The following is a 15,962-nucleotide window of genomic DNA, read 5'->3' on the forward strand; positions in this document are numbered from 1 at the left end:
GCGAAATCATAGCAGCGCATTTTGAATCAGTCAAGCGCTGCGCGCATCACCGCATCATTGTTCTGCTGGCTCCGGCTTATTGCGGCCGAGTTCCACGCCGAGTTGCTTGAGCTTGCGGTACAGGTGGGTACGTTCGAGGCCGGTTTTCTCGGCGACGCGGGTCATGCTGCCGTGTTCGCGCAGCAAGTGGTATTCGAAATAAGCGCGCTCAAACAGGTCGCGCGCCTCGCGCAGCGGCATATCGAAGGAGAAGTGCATCTCCGCTTCGGGTAGCCGTTGCGGGGCGCCATTGGCGCTTTCCGCGGCGCTTTCCGCCACTACCGCCGCGATGCCTTCACCACTGCCGTTCGCGGGCAATGCCGTGCCGGCGGCCACGCCTGCGCGTGGCCGCTCGACGCCGCGTGCCAGGCCCTGCTCGACCGCCGACAGCAGCTTTTGCAAGGCAATAGGCTTCTCGAGGAAATTGAGCGCGCCAATCTTGGTCGCCTCCACCGCGGTATCGATGGTGGCGTGCCCCGACATCATGATGACGGGCATGGAGAGCAGGCCCTGGGCCGACCACTCCTTGAGCAGCGTGACGCCGTCGGTATCGGGCATCCAGATGTCAAGCAGCACCAGATCCGGCGTATTGCCGGCACGGTACTCGCGCGCCTTCTGCGCGTTTTCTGCCACTTCGACCACATGGCCTTCGTCGCTGAGGATTTCCGAGAGCAACTCCCGGATACCCATTTCGTCGTCGACTACGAGGATGGTTGCCATACTTCCCCTCTTGACCCTACCGCGGCTTGCCGGGTTCGGGGCCGCACATTGACTATGCCAGTTTAACGAACAGGATGGAGATCTGTGCCCCGATGATCTCGGTGCCCTCCATGCGATTGCGCAACTCGATGCGTGCGCCGTGTTCGTCAATGATCTTCTTCACCATTGCGAGCCCGAGGCCGGTTCCCTTGGCCTTGGTGGTCACATACGGTTCGAACGCGCGACTAAGGATGCGCGGGGCGAAACCAGGACCGTTATCCGCAATGGTGAGCTTGACGGCCTGCCGGTCTTCGCCGGCAGAATCTTTGTATTCTACAGTCTCGGTGTGCAGAGCGATATGGGGCGCCATTCTGGCCGCCGAAACGTTGTCCGACACGGCATCCTGCGCGTTTTGCAGCAGGTTGTGAATCACCTGGCGCAACTGGGTCGGATCGCCCTTGATTTCAGGCAGGCTGGCAGCCAGCGACGGATGGATCACCGCATGCTCGTGGGGGCCGGTGTCGTCGATGCCGTAGAGGTGCAGCACTTCCGCCACCAGGCCGTTGATCTGCAGTGACTGCAGCAGCGCTGGCGGCGTGCGCGCGTAGTCGCGGAAGTCGTCGACCATGCGCTTCATGGCCTGCACCTGGTTGACGATTGTGGTGGCGCCGCGCTTGAGCACGTCCACGTCGTGGCCTTCCAGCTTTGGCGAGAGCTTCATCTGCAGGCGCTCGGCCGAGAGCTGGATCGGGGTCAGCGGGTTCTTGATCTCGTGCGCAAGGCGCCGCGCCACTTCGCCCCAGGCCACGGAGCGTTGAGCGGAAATCACATCCGAGATATCGTCGAACACCACCACGTAGCCGGGCTCGCCTTGCTCGTCGCCCCGTCCGCCGGGCAGGCGCGCGCCGCGCACCAGCAGCGTGAGCGGTTGTTCCTCATCGCCCTGCGGCAGTTCGATCTGCTTTTGCCAGTGCTGCGCGCCACCCAGCATTTCACTGGTGGTCTGCTCCGAAAAGGCCTGCCGCACGATGTCGCCGAATGCGCCGAGCACCGGGATGCTGTCGATGGGCTGTCCCAGCGCGCCGGCGAAGGGCTGGCGGAAAATGCGCTCGGCGCCGGGATTGGCGGTGATCAGGACGAAGCGGCGGTCGAACACAAACACGCCGGCGGTGAGGTTCTGCAGCACGCTTTCGAGATACGCCGTCGATTTTTCGAGCGCGCTGCGGTTCTGTTCCACCGCGATGCGCGCTTCCGAGAGCTGGCGCGTCATCATGTTGAACTGCTGTGTCAGCATGCCGAGCTCGTCACGGCTCTTGAGTTCGCGCTTGGGCGAGAGATCGCCCTCTGCCACTTCCTTGGTCCCTTGCAACAGCATCAGCAGCGGCCGCGCCAGCTGGCCGCCGAGCAGCAGCGCCAGCATCACGGCAATGAACACCGCCAGGAACAGCGTGAGCGTGAGCGTGCCGATATACATCTTGCGCAGGCCGGTACGGCCAAGCGCCTTCTCCTGGTACTCCTGGTAGGCCCGCTGGACTTCGTCGGCATTGCGCGCCAACGCCGCCGGCACCGGATGCACGACTTGCAGATAGCGTTCCTCGCGCACCGTGTCGCCCACCAGCCCGAAGCCGGAAGAAGCCGCGTCTTCCGGGCGGCGTTCCACGGCCAGCCCCGAGCCCGCCCAGCGGCTGGCTGCATTCAGGGGCTGCTTTGCCGCCGGGCCGCTGGCGCTTTCCGCGAGGGTTTGCGCATTGGTCTGCGCGGTGGGCGCGGGGCCAAGCGGCACAATGACGCGCAGCCGGTACAAGTGGCCGCCATCGGTTCGTTCGGGCTTGTGGCGGCCGTCCACCACCGGATCGGAGCCACCCTCCACCGCGGCGTAGCCGCCGGCCAGCCGCGCCTGCTCGGCCAGCACGCCGGAAGGCAGGTCGGGCACCAGCGAGGCATAGTTGCTCGAGGCGGTGGCGATCACACGGCCGCTGCCGGTAAAGATGGCGGCTTCCTGCACGCCGTATTGCTCGCGCAACCGGTTGAGCTGCAGCGAGGTGGCGACATTCGACGAGCTGGCGATCTGGTCGGCCATCAGCCGCGCCTTGCCTTGCAGGTCGGACAGCGAACTGTCGATGGTCGAGCGTCCAAGATTCAGGCCGGCCTCGAGCGCGGTTTCCACGCGCACATCGAACCAGGACTCGATGCTGCGCGAGACGAACTGCAGCGACACCAGGTAGATCAGCACGCCGGGCAGCACGCCCACCACGCCGAAGAACACCGCGAGCTTGGTCATCAGCCGCGTGCCGAACTTGCCGCGGCGGTAGCGCAGCCACAAGGTCAGCGCCAGCGCCCCGATGATCAGCACCAGCAGGATGCCGATCACCAGGTTGATCTTGAACAGCAGCGTGAAATACCGGTCGAAGAATTCCGTATTGGCCGAGGCGCCTGCCAGCAGCGCTACCAGCACCAGTGCCAGGAACACGATGATGCCGGCCACGACGCGGTAAAGCACGCGCCGGAAACGGCTGTCCCAAAGGCTGGGGGCGGTGCTCATGGCTGGCCCGCGGCCGGCTGCACCAGGGTATTGGGGGAGAGCACGGTCGATACGGTCTGCGCGAACGGTACCGCGCGCGTTTCGCCGGCCACTGCCGCGGACGCGGCGGATGCCGGTCCTGGCACGGGGGGCGGCACCGGTACTGGCAACACCGGCGGTGGCGTGGGCGCGGGGGGCTGCGGGAACTCGGTGGGTACAGTGAAATTAAAGCGGCGCCATTCCGATGCCAGGTTCCATTCGCGCGTATTGACGGCGTTGATCTGGAACGGCTTGGGCAGTTGCGTCAGGTCCAGGCGCATGCGCGTTTCGGCCTGGTAGGTCTCGCCCGGCTTGACCATATTGCGCTCGAACACGCGCCAGCCACGCACGCGCTGGATGAATTGCAGCGCGCCCTTTAGCCGCATGAACGGCAGCTGCAGGCCGCCGGTGGAAACGCGGTACTGCCGCGTGAGCGGATGGTAGGACAGCCGCACGCTGCGGCTGGCATTGACCGGTTTTTCATCGAACCAGTACCAGCGCGGACGGGTGAGCTGGAAATCGACCACGAAATACAGAGAGATACCTTTGTTCAGCGCGTCTTCGAGCGGTGGCGGCAATTCGAAATCGAAGCTCGCGGCAAGATCGAAGCCGCCGTCCTGGTACTCGATGCGCGCTTCGTTGACTTCGATGCCATCGGCGCGCGCCGCTCCCGACAACACCATCAGTGCCATCAGCACGCACAGCATGATCGCCGACGCAAGCCGCCAGGCTGCCAGCCAGGTACGCGCCTTGCGCGCGGCGCCGACTATTGCACTACCTGCCGCCACGGGCACGTACGCACTGTCGTCAGGGACGCGAAGGACGAACAAGCGAAGCGGGCTCGGCATTGGGATCGATACGGATCGGTCAGGGTCGTTTCTGGAAGCGGGCGTAGAAGAAGCCATCGTGGTCGGTGGGCAGGCCTTCCTGGCTGGCATTGCCGCCGCCGGCCACCTGGTCCTTGTTGCCAGGCAGCATCTGGCCGGGTGCCTGCAATCGTATCGCATCTGGTAGCTGTGCACCAAACCAGCGCGCCTGCTCTTCCCCCTCCGTTGGGAAAATAGAACAGGTGACATAAACCAGGATGCCGCCCGGCTTGAGCAGGCTCCAGAGCTGCGACACGATGCGCCGTTGCTCGGTCACCAGGCGGGGAATGTCCACCTCGCGGCGCAGCCAGCGGATATCCGGATGGCGGCGCACGATGCCCGAAGCGGAACAAGGCACGTCGGCGAGGATGCGATCGTATTGGCGGTTATCCCACCAGTCCTGCGGGCGGCTCGCGTCGCCCACTACCACGGTGGCTTGCTGACCCAGGCGCGCGAGGTTCTCGTCGATGCGCGTGGCACGCTGGCCATCGCTCTCGAGCGCCGTCACCTCGACCTTGGCCAATTCCAGGATGTGGCCGGTCTTGCCGCCGGGCGCTGCGCAGGCATCGAGCACGCGCTGACCGTCGGCAAGGTCCAGCAGCGGCGCGGCCAGTTGCGCGCCTGCGTCCTGCACCGAAACGTCTCCCTCGGCAAAGCCGGGGATCTGCGACACGGGAAACGCGCGCACCAGCCTGACCGCCTGCGGACCGATGGCCACGCCAGCCATGCCGGCGTTGGCCACGCGCTTGAGATACTCGGCGACCGTGACCCGCGCGGTATTGACGCGCAGGGTCATGGGCGGACGCACGTTGGCGCTTTCGGCCAGCGCGGTCCACTGGTCCGGGTAAGCCTTGCGCAGCGCGTCCAGCCACCATGCGGGCAGGTTCCAGCGCGCCTCGTCGTCCTGGCGCACTTCGGCCAGCAGCGCCTTGCGCTCGCGCAGGAAACGGCGCAGCACGGCGTTCACCAGCCCGCGCGCATGAGCCGTCTTGGGCTCGGAGGCGGCGGCGCTGACGGCCTGGTCCACCACGGTGAACTCCGTATAGCCGCCCTCACCCTGCTCATCCTCGACCAGCAGCGCCAGGGCCACCGCCAGCAGCGAATCCACCAGCGCGCCGGGCGGCCGGGTCACCAGTTTGGTGACCAGCGCGCGCGCCGTGCCGAACTGGCGCATGGTACGGTAAGCCAGGTCCTGCAAGGCGCCGCGCGTGGCCGCGTCGCGCACGCGGTCCAGGCGGTATTGCGCGGCGGCGTTGTCGATGGCCAGCGGCAGCGCGCTGCCTTCGTTGACGCCGCGTACGGCGGCCGCGGCGGCGAGCATCTGGAAGGCGAGTGATTCGTGTGGCAGGCGCATGACAGTGAGGCAGTGAGACGGTAACGCGGGGTGGCAAAGGCAAGCCGCAAGCGGCGTGGACTGGCGGCAAGGCCGGGCGGGGCCGGAAAAAACACTGCCCGCCGCTTCGAAGGGAAGCACGGCGGGCAGTTTACCCTGTATGTGCCCAGGGCCGGCTTTTTTGCGCCCGGCTGGCCGGCGCCTGGAGCAACGGGACGGCTTGAACCGACCCTAAACCGGGTAGACGCCGGTCTGGGCCATCTGCATCAGCCGTGCCACGCGCTCCTCGGTGGCCGGGTGGGTCGAGAACAGGTTGGCGATGCCGCTGCCCGAGAGCGGGTTCATGATCATCATCTGCGCGGTCGCGGGGTGCGCTTCCGCGGTCTGGAAGGGAATGCCCTGGGCATAGCGGTGGATCTTGTCGAGCGCCATCGCCAGCGCCTGAGGATCGCCGCTGATCGTGGCGCCGCCACGGTCGGCCTCGAACTCGCGGGCGCGCGAGATCGCCATCTGGATCAGCGAGGCCGCCAGCGGCGCCAGGATTGCCACGGCGATGCTGGCGATGGGATTGGAGCGGTTGCCGTTCTCGTCGCGCCCGCCGAAGAACATGGCGAAGTTGGCCAGTGCGGCAATCGCGCCGGCCATGGTGGCGGCAATGGTCGAGATCAGGATGTCGCGGTGCTGCACGTGGGCCAGCTCGTGCGCCATCACGCCGCGCAGCTCGCGCTCCGACAGCACGCGCAGGATGCCGGTGGTGGCGGCGACGGCCGCATGCTCAGGATTACGGCCGGTGGCAAAGGCATTGGGCGCGTCCTCGTTGATCAGGTACACGCGCGGCATCGGCAACTGGGCGCGCTGCGCCAGCTCCTGCACCATGCCATAGAACTGCGGCGCCGTGCTCGCGTCGACTTCCTGCGCGTTGTACATGCGCAGGACCATCTTGTCCGAGAACCAGTAAGAGAAGAAGTTCATGCCCAGCGCCATGATCAGCGCGAACATCATGCCGCTGCGGCCGCCGATCATGCCGCCGATGACGATGAACAGCGCCGTGATGGCTGCCATCAGCATGAAGGTCTTGACCCAGTTGAACATTGTCGTGATCTCCGAAAAAATCATCCTCGCGCGCGCACCCGGTGGCCGGGCTGGCCAGGCCTGCGAAGCGCGACGCGGTGATGATTAGATGGTACCCCTGGGCGGAAATTCAACCGTGGGGTGCCTAAAAATAGAGCAATACCACAGTTAGCGACGCCTTCGGCCGTTTGTCCGCCAGCGGGGGCTCAGCGCTGAGCCAGCGCCAGGCGGACACCCAGCCCGATGAACGCGGCGCCAACAATGCGATCCAGCCAGCACTTTAGCCGGGGCGCCTCGCTAGCGCGGCGGGTCAGGGTGCCCGCCATCCATGCGACCAGGCCGTTCCAAAGCGTCGACATCAGCACCATGACGCCGCCCAGTGCCAGGAATGCCAGGGCCTGATGTCCGGCATGACGGTCGACGAACTGCGGAAAGAAGGAAATGAAGAACAGGATCACCTTCGGATTCAGCACATTGGTCAGGAAGCCCTGCATGAACAAGGCGCGCAGGCCGTGCGTACCCGGTTGCGCGGCGGGGGCCGCGCTTGCCTCCCGGGGCGCCGATTGCTGCCAGATGAGGCGCAGCCCCAGCCACACCAGATAGGCCGCGCCGGCAAACTTGATCACGGTAAAGGCAGTGGCCGACGCCGCCAGCAGGGCGGTCAGGCCAAAGGCGATGGCCAGCGAGTGCACGCAGCAGCCGGCGCTGACGCCGAGCGCCGAGACCACGCCCGCCGCCCTGCCCTGCGCCACGCTGCGCCCGACGATGTAGGCGGTGTCCGGTCCGGGTGTCACATTGAGCAGCAACACAGCGCCGACGAACAGGGGGAAGTCAGTAATACCGAGCATGGGATTCCTGGCTGCTGGATTGGCAATGGCGGGCAGGCGCCGGTTATGCCGTGCCTTCCGGCACGGCGCAGCGGGTGCCAGCCGGCAGCGGCATGCCCTGCAGGAACTGCTGGGCCGGCAGCCTGCGGCCGCCCGGCTTCTGCAGCTCGGCCACGCGCAGCGCGCCCTCACCGCAGGCGATCACCACGCCGTCGGCATCCGCGGCCAGCACTGTGCCCGGCGCCTGCCGCAGACCGGGCACGGCCTCCGTCGCCTGGGCCTGCCAGCACTTGATGACGGTCTGGCCGACCTGCACGGTGGCGCCTGGGAAGGGATTGAAGGCGCGCACCTGGCTGGCCAGTGCCGTGGCCGGGCGGCGCAGGTCCAGCGGCGCTTCTTCCTTGGCGATCTTTTCGGCATAGGTGACGCCCTCGGCAGGCTGCGGCGTGCCGGGCAGCGGCTGGCCAGCGGCGAGCCGGCGCAGCGCGTCCACCACCATGCGGCCGCCCAGCGCGGCCAGCGTGTCGTGCAGCGTGCCGGTGGTGTCGTCGGGCCCGATCGGCACCGTTTCGCCCTGGATCATCGCGCCGGTATCCAGGCCTTCGTCCATCTGCATCAGCGTGATGCCGGTTTGCGCGTCGCCGGCCTCGATGGCGCGATGGATGGGCGCCGCGCCGCGCCAGCGCGGCAGCAGCGAGGCATGGATATTGAGGCAGCCGTGGCGCGGCAACGCCAGCACCTCGGCTGGCAGGATCAGGCCGTAGGCGGCCACTACCATGACGTCCGGCGCAAGCTGCGCCAGCGTATCCACCGCGGCGCCGGCTTCCTCCGGGTACTTACCGTTGCGGCGCAGGGACCGCGGCTGCAGCACCGGGCCCAGACCATGCTCCAGCGCGTACTGCTTGACGGGGCTGGCCTGCAGCTGCATGCCGCGGCCCGCCGGGCGGTCGGGCTGGCTGAGCACGGCCACGACGGGGAAGCCGGCCTCATGGATGGCCTGGAGCGCCACGCGGGCGAATTCGGGCGTGCCGGCAAAGGCTACGCGCAGCGCTTGGGTTGGGCTTGCGGCTTGGGACATGGCGCGCTCCGGCATAAAGCGGCACCGGCCGCATCAGCGGCCGGCAACTTGATTCATCGGGAAGGCAATACGATAGCAGACCGGTGCCGGGGCGTCCGGGCGCGGCTACCTTACATGCGGGTGCGTTCGCGCTTGTGCAGCTTGACCAGCTTGGACTTGATACGCTGAAGCTTGAGCGGTGACAGGTACTCGACGAAGACCTTGCCCTTGAGGTGATCCATCTCGTGCTGGATACACACGGCCAGCAGATCGTCGGCTTCGATCTCGAAGCTCTCGCCCTTTTCGTTGAGGGCTCGCACGCGCACATGGTCCGGGCGTTCCACGCGGTCGTAGACCTCGGGCACCGACAGGCAGCCCTCTTCCGATACCTTGCGGGTCTCGCTGGACCAGACGATTTCCGGGTTGATGAAGACTTGCAGCGCGTCGCGGGTTTCGGAGATGTCGATCACCACCACCTGCTCGTGCACGTCCACCTGGGTTGCGGCCAGGCCGATGCCCGGTGCTTCGTACATGGTCTCGGCCATGTCCTGCACCAGCTTGCGGATGCGGTCGTCCACCACGGCAACCGGTTTTGCCACGGTATGCAGGCGGGGATCGGGGTAGGTCAGGATATCGAGTTTAGCCATGATGCTGGGGCGCAACGCCTGCCGCTCACACATGTGACCCGCGCGTTGCGGCTACGGGTGTTTACATGCAGAATCGGGGCGCAAGTACAAAAATTCAAGGCGCGCCGCAACAGGCACGCTCTCCAGGGTCAATCCGGCTGTTCTGCCAGCCGGTTCGAGAAAATGCGCGATCTTACCAAAGAACACCAGGCGGCGCCGGGCCGCAGGCTGCACGCGTTTGCCCGATTGATGTTGTGTGCGGCTGGCATCACTGCCGCCGCCGGGGCGCCAGTCCATGCCGCTGAGCTTACCGTCACCCCTGCCCAGCTGGCCCAGGCCACTGTCACCGGGCAGCAAGGCATACCCGCCACCGACCTGGCACCGGACGCGCCACAGCAGTACGTGGTGCGCGGTGGCGACACGCTCTGGGGCATATCGGGCCGCTTCCTGCGCCAGCCCTGGCGCTGGCCCGAGCTGTGGGGCATGAACCGGCAGCAGATCCACAATCCTCACCTGATCTATCCCGGCCAGGTCCTGTACCTGATTCAGCGCGACGGACGCGCCTGGCTCTCGACCAGCCCGGACGCCGGCGGCACGGTGCGCCTCACGCCGGGCGTGCGCGGCGAGGGTGGCCCGGAAGGCGCCATCGCCAGCATTCCCGCCAAGGACATCGAGTCCTTCCTGATCCGCCCGCTGGTGGTGGACCAAGGCACGCTGGAGACCTCGGCGCGCATCTTCGCCCTGCCCGAGTCGCGGGTCTACCTGGCCATGGGCGACATCGCCTATGCGCGCGGCATCGCCCCGCCCGAGGCGGTGATCGGCAGCGACTGGCAGGCCTTCAAGCCGGTCAAGCCGATCAAGGACCCCGTCAGCGGTGTTGTGCTGGGCTACGAGGCCGAATACCAGGGCAATGTCCGCGTGTCGCGCCATCCGGAAGGCTTCGACGCGGTGACCACCATCAAGGTGACACAGGCGCAGCAGGAGATGGGCACCGGCACCTTGCTGATGCCCCAGCCCGCGCGCGAGCCGGTGCGCTATGTGCCCCGCGCCCCGGAAGTCGCGCTCGATGGCCGCATCGCGGCGGTCTATGGCGGCGTGCAGTTTGGCGGCGCCAAGCAGGTGGTGGTGCTCAACCTCGGCACCACCGCGGGCCTTGAGCCAGGCCACGTGGTTGCGCTTTCCCGCGCCGGCCAGTTGGTGCCCGATCGTACCGACGGCAATCGCCCCATCCTGCTGCCCGACGAGCGCTACGGCCTGGCCTTCGTGTTCCGGGTGTTCCCCGGTGTGGCCTATGCCCTGGTCACCGATGCCACGAACGCGATCGAGGTTGGCGACCGCGTGACCTCGCCACGTTGACCAGGCCAGCAGCAGCCTGCGCCGGTCCGGTGCAGGCGCCGGCCACCACGCGCGACGCCGCGGACATCGAGGCGTGGCTGCGGCTGACGGGCGCGCGCGGCCTCGGTACGGGCGCCCTGCGCCAGTTGCTGGCCGTCTTCGGGCTGCCGCGGCAACTGCTGGCGCAGAGCGTCAGCGCGCTGGCGGCGGTCATCCCCGAGAAGCAAGCGAGCGCCTTGCTGGCCCCGCCCGACGCTACCACCATGGCGCTGGTCGAGCGTACCGTGGCCTGGGCCGCCGAGCCCGGCAACCATGTGGTGACGCTGGCCGACGCAGCCTATCCCCGCCCCTTGCTGGACCTTTCCGACCCCCCGCTGGTGCTGTACATCAAAGGCCGGCTGGACGCGCTTGGCGCTCCGGCCGTCGCCATGGTCGGTGCGCGCAGCGCCACGGTGCAGGGCGTGGAAGATGCGCGGCGCTTCGCCCGCGTGCTGTCCGATGCCGGGCTGGCCGTGGTGTCGGGGCTGGCGCTGGGGATCGATGGCGCTGCCCATGACGGCGCGCTGGCGGGCATCGGCGGCACCGTGGCGGTGATCGGCACGGGTGCCGACCTGGTCTATCCCGCCCGCCATCGCGAGCTGGCCCACCGCATTGCCACCCATGGCGCCATCGTCAGCGAGTTTCCGCTCGGCGCGCCGGGGCGCAGTCATCATTTCCCCCAGCGCAACCGCATCATCGCGGCGCTGGCGCGCGGCGTGCTGGTGGTGGAGGCGGCGGCGCGCTCGGGGTCGCTGATCACGGCGCGGCTGGCCGCCGAAATAGGGCGCGAGGTCTACGCCATTCCCGGCTCGATCCATGCGCCGCTGTCCAAGGGCTGCCACCTGCTGATACGCCAGGGCGCCAAGCTGGTGGAAACCGCGCACGATGTGCTGGAGGAACTCGGTTGGGGCGGCGCCGGTGTCCGGACCGTGTTGCCTGCGCCGATGCCGGCACTGGACGATGTCCTCGGCCTCACGCTTACCCACGATCCCGTCACGCTCGATGCACTGTGCGCCCGCACCGCCCTGCCACCCGAGCAGGTGGCAGCCGTCCTGCTGAACCTGGAACTGGCGGGCGCCGTGGAGCGGCTGCCGGGCAATTTCTATCGCCGGGTAAGCTAGTGGGTGCCGCAAGGCCGGTCGAAGCACGGTTTTCCCCGCGACCGCTACAATCAAACGATTTCCCGTGCCTGAAAAGGCTCATGTTTATCCCGCCATGACCGTTTACTTTCCGGAGCAGGACCCGGGCGCGATCGCCCAGGCGCTGGCAGCGCGTCCGCAAGGCCGCCTGGTCGCGTGCCTGTGCGCGGCCTGGTGCGGCACCTGCGAGACCTACCAGGAGGCGTTCACATCCCTGGCGGCGCGCTTTTCCGGCGATTGCTTCGTGTGGATCGATATCGAAACCCATGCCGACCGGCTGGGCGACCTCGACATCGACAACTTTCCCACGGTGCTGGTGCAGCCGGCCGCAGGGGGCCGGCCGCAGTTCTACGGTACGCTGTTGCCGCATATCGAGGTGCTTGAGCGTATGCTGGCGCGCGGCGCCGCCATGCCGGTGGCGGCCGGGGCCGAGGTGCCGGAAGTGCTGGACTGGCTGGCGCAGGGTGCCGGCGACGGCCTGGATTCGCATTGAAAAAAGAACCGACAGCAACCGCACCGGGCCTGGCCCGCATGCTGGCAACGGCTGTTTGACGAAGGCGCCGGCGGCGTGCTTGCTTGCACCGCCGTCGGAACCGCGCTTATTATTGGCGCCTCAAAGCCCCGAGCTCGCTGTTTACATATAGTGCAGAGCCCTTAGTGGCAATAATTCGCAGGCCGCCAGAGTGCGGCCAGCAAGGACCCGATCCATGTCAAAAGCCCTCATCATCGCGGAAAAGCCATCGGTTGCTGCCGATATAGCCCGTGCCCTCGGGGGCTTTACCAAGCATGACGAATACTTCGAAAGTGATGATTACGTACTTTCGTCGGCCGTCGGCCACCTGGTTGAGATTGCCGCCCCGGACGAATACGAGGTCAAGCGAGGCAAGTGGAGCTTCGCCAACCTGCCGGTGATTCCCCCGCACTTCGATTTGCGCCCGATCGCCAAGACCGAATCGCGCCTGAAGGTGCTCAATCGCCTGATCAAGCGCAAGGATGTCACCGCCCTGGTCAACGCCTGCGACGCGGGGCGCGAAGGGGAGCTGATCTTCCGCCTGATCCAGCAGCATGCCAAGGCCAAGCAGCCGGTGCAGCGCCTGTGGCTGCAGTCGATGACGCCGCAGGCAATCCGCGACGGCTTCGCGCGCCTGCGCGACGACGCCGACATGATGCCGCTGGCCGATGCCGCGCGCTGCCGCTCCGAGGCCGACTGGCTGGTGGGTATCAACGGCACGCGCGCCATGACCGCCTTCAACAGCAAGGGCGGCGGCTTCTTCCTGACCACAGTTGGCCGGGTGCAGACCCCTACCCTGTCGATCGTGGTGGAGCGCGAGGAGAAGATCAAGAAGTTTGTCCCGCGCGATTACTGGGAAGTGCGCGCCGAGTTCATCGCCGCCGCCGGCCTGTACGAAGGGCGCTGGTTCGATCCCAAGTTCAAGAAGAACGAGTTCGATCCCGAGGCGCGCGAGTCGCGCCTGTGGAGCGAGGCCGAAGCCAAGAGCATCGTGGCGGCCTGCCGTGACAAGACCGGCACCGTCACCGAAGAGTCCAAGCCTTCCACGCAGCAGTCGCCGGCGCTGTTCGACCTGACCACGCTGCAGCGCGAGGCCAACTCGCGTTTCGGTTTCTCGGCCAAGAACACGCTTGGCCTGGCGCAGGCGCTGTACGAAAAGCACAAGGTGCTGACCTACCCGCGTACCGACGCGCGCGCGCTGCCAGAGGACTACATGGACACGGTCAAGCAGACCATGGACATGCTTGCCGAGAGCTCGCCCAACTACCTGCCGCATGCCAAGAAGGTGCTGGCGAGCGGCTGGGTCAAGCCGAACAAGAAGATCTTCGACAACAGCAAGATCAGCGATCACTTCGCTATCATCCCGACGCTGCAGGCCCCGAAGAACCTCTCGGAGCCGGAGCAGAAGCTGTATGACCTGGTGGTGCGCCGCTTCCTGGCGGTGTTCTTCCCGGCGGCCGAGTTCCAGGTCACCACGCGGATTACCGAAGTGGCCGGCCATCATTTCAAGACCGAGGGCAAGGTCCTGGTCAATCCGGGCTGGCTGGTGGTCTATGGCCGCGAAGCCCAAGGCGACGACGCCAACCTGGTGGCGGTGGCCAAGGACGAGCGCGTCAAGGTCGACAAGGTCGACAGCTTTGGCCTGACCACCAAGCCGCCGGCGCGATACAACGAAGCCACGCTGCTCTCCGCCATGGAAGGCGCAGGCAAGCTGGTGGACGACGACGCGCTGCGCGAGGCCATGGCCGGCAAGGGCCTGGGCACGCCAGCCACGCGCGCGGCCATCATCGAAGGCCTGCTCGCCGAGAAATACCTGGTGCGCGAGGGCCGCGAACTGATCCCCACCGCCAAGGCCTTCCAGCTGATGACGCTGCTGCGAGGCCTGGGCGTGCTCGAACTGACCCAGGCTGAGCTGACCGGTGAATGGGAGCACAAGCTGTCGCAGATCGAGCGCGGCGGCCTCAAGCGCGACGAGTTCATGCGCGAGATCGCGCAGATGACGCAGCAGATTGTCAAGCGCGCCAAGGAGTACGACAGCGACACCATCCCGGGCGACTACGCCACGCTGGCCACGCCGTGCCCGCAGTGCGGCAGCCAGGTCAAGGAGAACTACCGCCGCTTTGCCTGCACCGCTTGCGAGTTCTCGATCAGCAAGATCCCGGGCGGCCGCCAGTTCGAGATCGACGAGGTCGAAGAGCTGCTGCTGAAGAAGGAAATCGGTCCGCTGCAAGGCTTCCGCAGCAAGATGGGCCGGCCCTTCGCCGCCATCCTGAAGCTGGGCAAGGACGACGAAGGCCATTACAAGATGGAATTCGACTTCGGCCAGAACGACGACGATAACGATGGCGAGCCGGTCGATTTCAGCGGCCAGGAACCGGTTGGCACCTGTCCCAAGTGCAGTGGCTCGGTGTTCGAGCATGGCATGAAGTACGTGTGCGAGAACTCGGTTGCCAGTCCCAAGTCTTGCGACTTCACGACTGGCAAGATCATCCTGCAGCAGGAGATCTCGCGCGAGCAGATCGGCAAGCTGCTGGGCGCGGGACGCACGGATTTGCTGACGGGATTCAAGTCATCGCGCACCGGGCGCAATTTCAAGGCCTTCCTGGTCAAGCAGCCTGATGGCAAGATCGGCTTCGAGTTCGAAGCCCGCGAGCCCAAGGCAGGTGCGAAGACGGCTGCCAAGACCGCTTCCGCCAAGGCGGGCGGCGAGGACGTTCAGGACGCTGAAACGGCGAGCAAGGCCAAGGCACCAGCCAAGAAGGCGGCTGCCGTGAAGAAGGCGCCCGCAGCCAAGAAGGCCGCAGCCAAGGCGCCGGCGGCCAAGCGTGCTACCGGCAAGTCGCGCGCCGGCGGCGAGGCCACCGCCGACGCCGAGGAGTGAGCCGCCGCGGAACCGGCTTCGCGCCGGTTCCGCGAATCCTGTCCTTGCGCCAGTCTCGATCCTTTACTGATCGTTGCCGCGGATCTTGCCTTCTTCCAGCAGGAAGTCGATAAAGGCGCGGACCTTGGTCGGCAGGAACTTGCGGCTGGGATAGACCACGCTGACATCGCGCCGAGGCAGTCGGTATTGCTGGAGGATGTGCGTCAACCGCCCTGATTCGATATTCGGCCGCGCCAGATAGGCAGACAGCATCGCCACCCCCATATCGGCCAGCGCCGCCTGGTGCGCCAGCTCGGCATTGCTGCACAGCAGGCCAGGCCGGATCGGCACCGTCACCTCGCCCTCCGGCCCCGACAGCGTCCATTCATGCTCCGCGGTGGGAATCCGCATCGCGATACAGCGGTGGTTGGCCAGTTCGTGCGCGTGGCGCAGCGGCGGGTGCTGGCGCAGATAGCCTGGCGAGGCGCACAGGATGATCTCTGCCGAGATCAGCGGGCGCGCCACCAGGTGCGAGCCCAACCCCAGGTCAGACAACACCACGCCTACGTCGCGGCCCTCTTCCACGATATCGACGATACGGTCCGATAAGAGCACATCGAACACCACTTCGGGGTACAGGGCCTGAAAACGCGCCAGCGTGGCCGGGAGCAGGTGCAGGCCGAACATCACCGGCGCCACCAGCCGCAGTGTGCCCGAGAGCGACTGGCTGCGCGCCGTCACTACCGATTCGGCCTCCTCCACGTCTTCCAGGATCTGCTGGCAACGCTGCAGGTAGGTTTCGCCGGCGTCGGTCAGCGACAGGCTGCGGGTAGTGCGATTGAGCAGCCGGGTGCCCAGGTGGCTCTCCAGGTCGGCCACATAACGCGTCACCACCGCATTGGACATTTCCAGTTGTTGCGCTGCACGAGCAAAGCTGCCCAGCTCGACCACTTTGGAAAAGACGCGCATCGATTGCAGCCGGTCCATGACATAGTCTCCA

Annotated in this window: 13 protein-coding genes; 4 read left to right on the forward strand and 9 right to left on the reverse strand. The window is 66.6% G+C overall.

Annotated features, from left to right (window positions below):
• Positions 1-54 precede the first annotated feature (54 nt).
• From AC1DT6_RS18390 to def, 8 genes are all read right to left on the reverse strand, one after another.
• Positions 55-759, reverse strand: coding sequence for a response regulator (locus tag AC1DT6_RS18390; protein ID WP_045241983.1), 705 nt, complete (start codon positions 757-759; stop codon positions 55-57).
• A gap of 52 nt (positions 760-811) precedes the next feature.
• Positions 812-3,280 (reverse strand): sensor histidine kinase, encoded by a 2,469-nt coding sequence (locus AC1DT6_RS18395; protein ID WP_477103007.1) that lies wholly within the window; start codon positions 3,278-3,280, stop codon positions 812-814.
• Entirely contained in the window at positions 3,277-4,146 is an 870-nt protein-coding gene (locus AC1DT6_RS18400) for a DUF4390 domain-containing protein (protein WP_441632548.1), read from the reverse strand. Before AC1DT6_RS18400 ends, AC1DT6_RS18395 begins: the two co-directional genes overlap by 4 nt.
• A gap of 19 nt (positions 4,147-4,165) precedes the next feature.
• Complete coding sequence (gene rsmB / locus AC1DT6_RS18405) at positions 4,166-5,518, reverse strand: 16S rRNA (cytosine(967)-C(5))-methyltransferase RsmB (RefSeq protein WP_035865621.1); 1,353 nt, start codon at positions 5,516-5,518, stop codon at positions 4,166-4,168.
• Between the two features lie 210 nt (positions 5,519-5,728).
• The gene (htpX, locus tag AC1DT6_RS18410) at positions 5,729-6,589 is read right to left on the reverse strand and encodes a zinc metalloprotease HtpX (protein WP_035865619.1); all 861 of its coding nucleotides are present in this window, start codon (positions 6,587-6,589) and stop codon (positions 5,729-5,731) included.
• Between the two features lie 185 nt (positions 6,590-6,774).
• On the reverse strand, positions 6,775-7,416 hold the full coding sequence (locus AC1DT6_RS18415; protein WP_441632551.1) for a LysE family translocator: 642 nt from the start codon (positions 7,414-7,416) through the stop codon (positions 6,775-6,777).
• A gap of 43 nt (positions 7,417-7,459) precedes the next feature.
• On the reverse strand, positions 7,460-8,473 hold the full coding sequence (gene fmt / locus AC1DT6_RS18420; protein ID WP_477103008.1) for a methionyl-tRNA formyltransferase: 1,014 nt from the start codon (positions 8,471-8,473) through the stop codon (positions 7,460-7,462).
• A 110-nt stretch (positions 8,474-8,583) separates the two neighbouring features.
• Entirely contained in the window at positions 8,584-9,099 is a 516-nt protein-coding gene (gene def / locus AC1DT6_RS18425) for a peptide deformylase (protein ID WP_441632555.1), read from the reverse strand.
• Positions 9,100-9,261: 162 nt separating this feature from the next.
• Here def and AC1DT6_RS18430 point away from each other — a divergent pair, with 162 nt between their 5' ends.
• From AC1DT6_RS18430 to AC1DT6_RS18445, 4 genes are all read left to right on the forward strand, one after another.
• Positions 9,262-10,434 carry a LysM peptidoglycan-binding domain-containing protein gene (locus AC1DT6_RS18430; RefSeq protein WP_441637274.1) on the forward strand — a complete coding sequence of 391 codons (1,173 nt, stop codon included), beginning with the start codon at positions 9,262-9,264 and terminating at the stop codon, positions 10,432-10,434.
• A complete protein-coding gene (gene dprA, locus AC1DT6_RS18435; protein WP_441637270.1) occupies positions 10,431-11,573 on the forward strand; it encodes a DNA-processing protein DprA in 1,143 nt (380 codons plus the stop codon). Before AC1DT6_RS18430 ends, dprA begins: the two co-directional genes overlap by 4 nt.
• Positions 11,574-11,667: 94 nt before the next feature.
• Positions 11,668-12,084 carry a thioredoxin family protein gene (locus AC1DT6_RS18440; protein WP_441637272.1) on the forward strand — a complete coding sequence of 139 codons (417 nt, stop codon included), beginning with the start codon at positions 11,668-11,670 and terminating at the stop codon, positions 12,082-12,084.
• Between the two features lie 214 nt (positions 12,085-12,298).
• Positions 12,299-14,983 carry a DNA topoisomerase III gene (locus tag AC1DT6_RS18445; protein ID WP_441637268.1) on the forward strand — a complete coding sequence of 895 codons (2,685 nt, stop codon included), beginning with the start codon at positions 12,299-12,301 and terminating at the stop codon, positions 14,981-14,983.
• 63 nt (positions 14,984-15,046) lie between these two features.
• Here the strand turns inward: AC1DT6_RS18445 and AC1DT6_RS18450 are convergent, their stop codons facing one another.
• On the reverse strand, positions 15,047-15,949 hold the full coding sequence (locus AC1DT6_RS18450; RefSeq protein WP_045241972.1) for a LysR family transcriptional regulator: 903 nt from the start codon (positions 15,947-15,949) through the stop codon (positions 15,047-15,049).
• Between the last annotated feature and the right edge of the window lie 13 nt (positions 15,950-15,962).

This window comes from Cupriavidus sp. 01L45 (genome assembly GCF_056399885.1).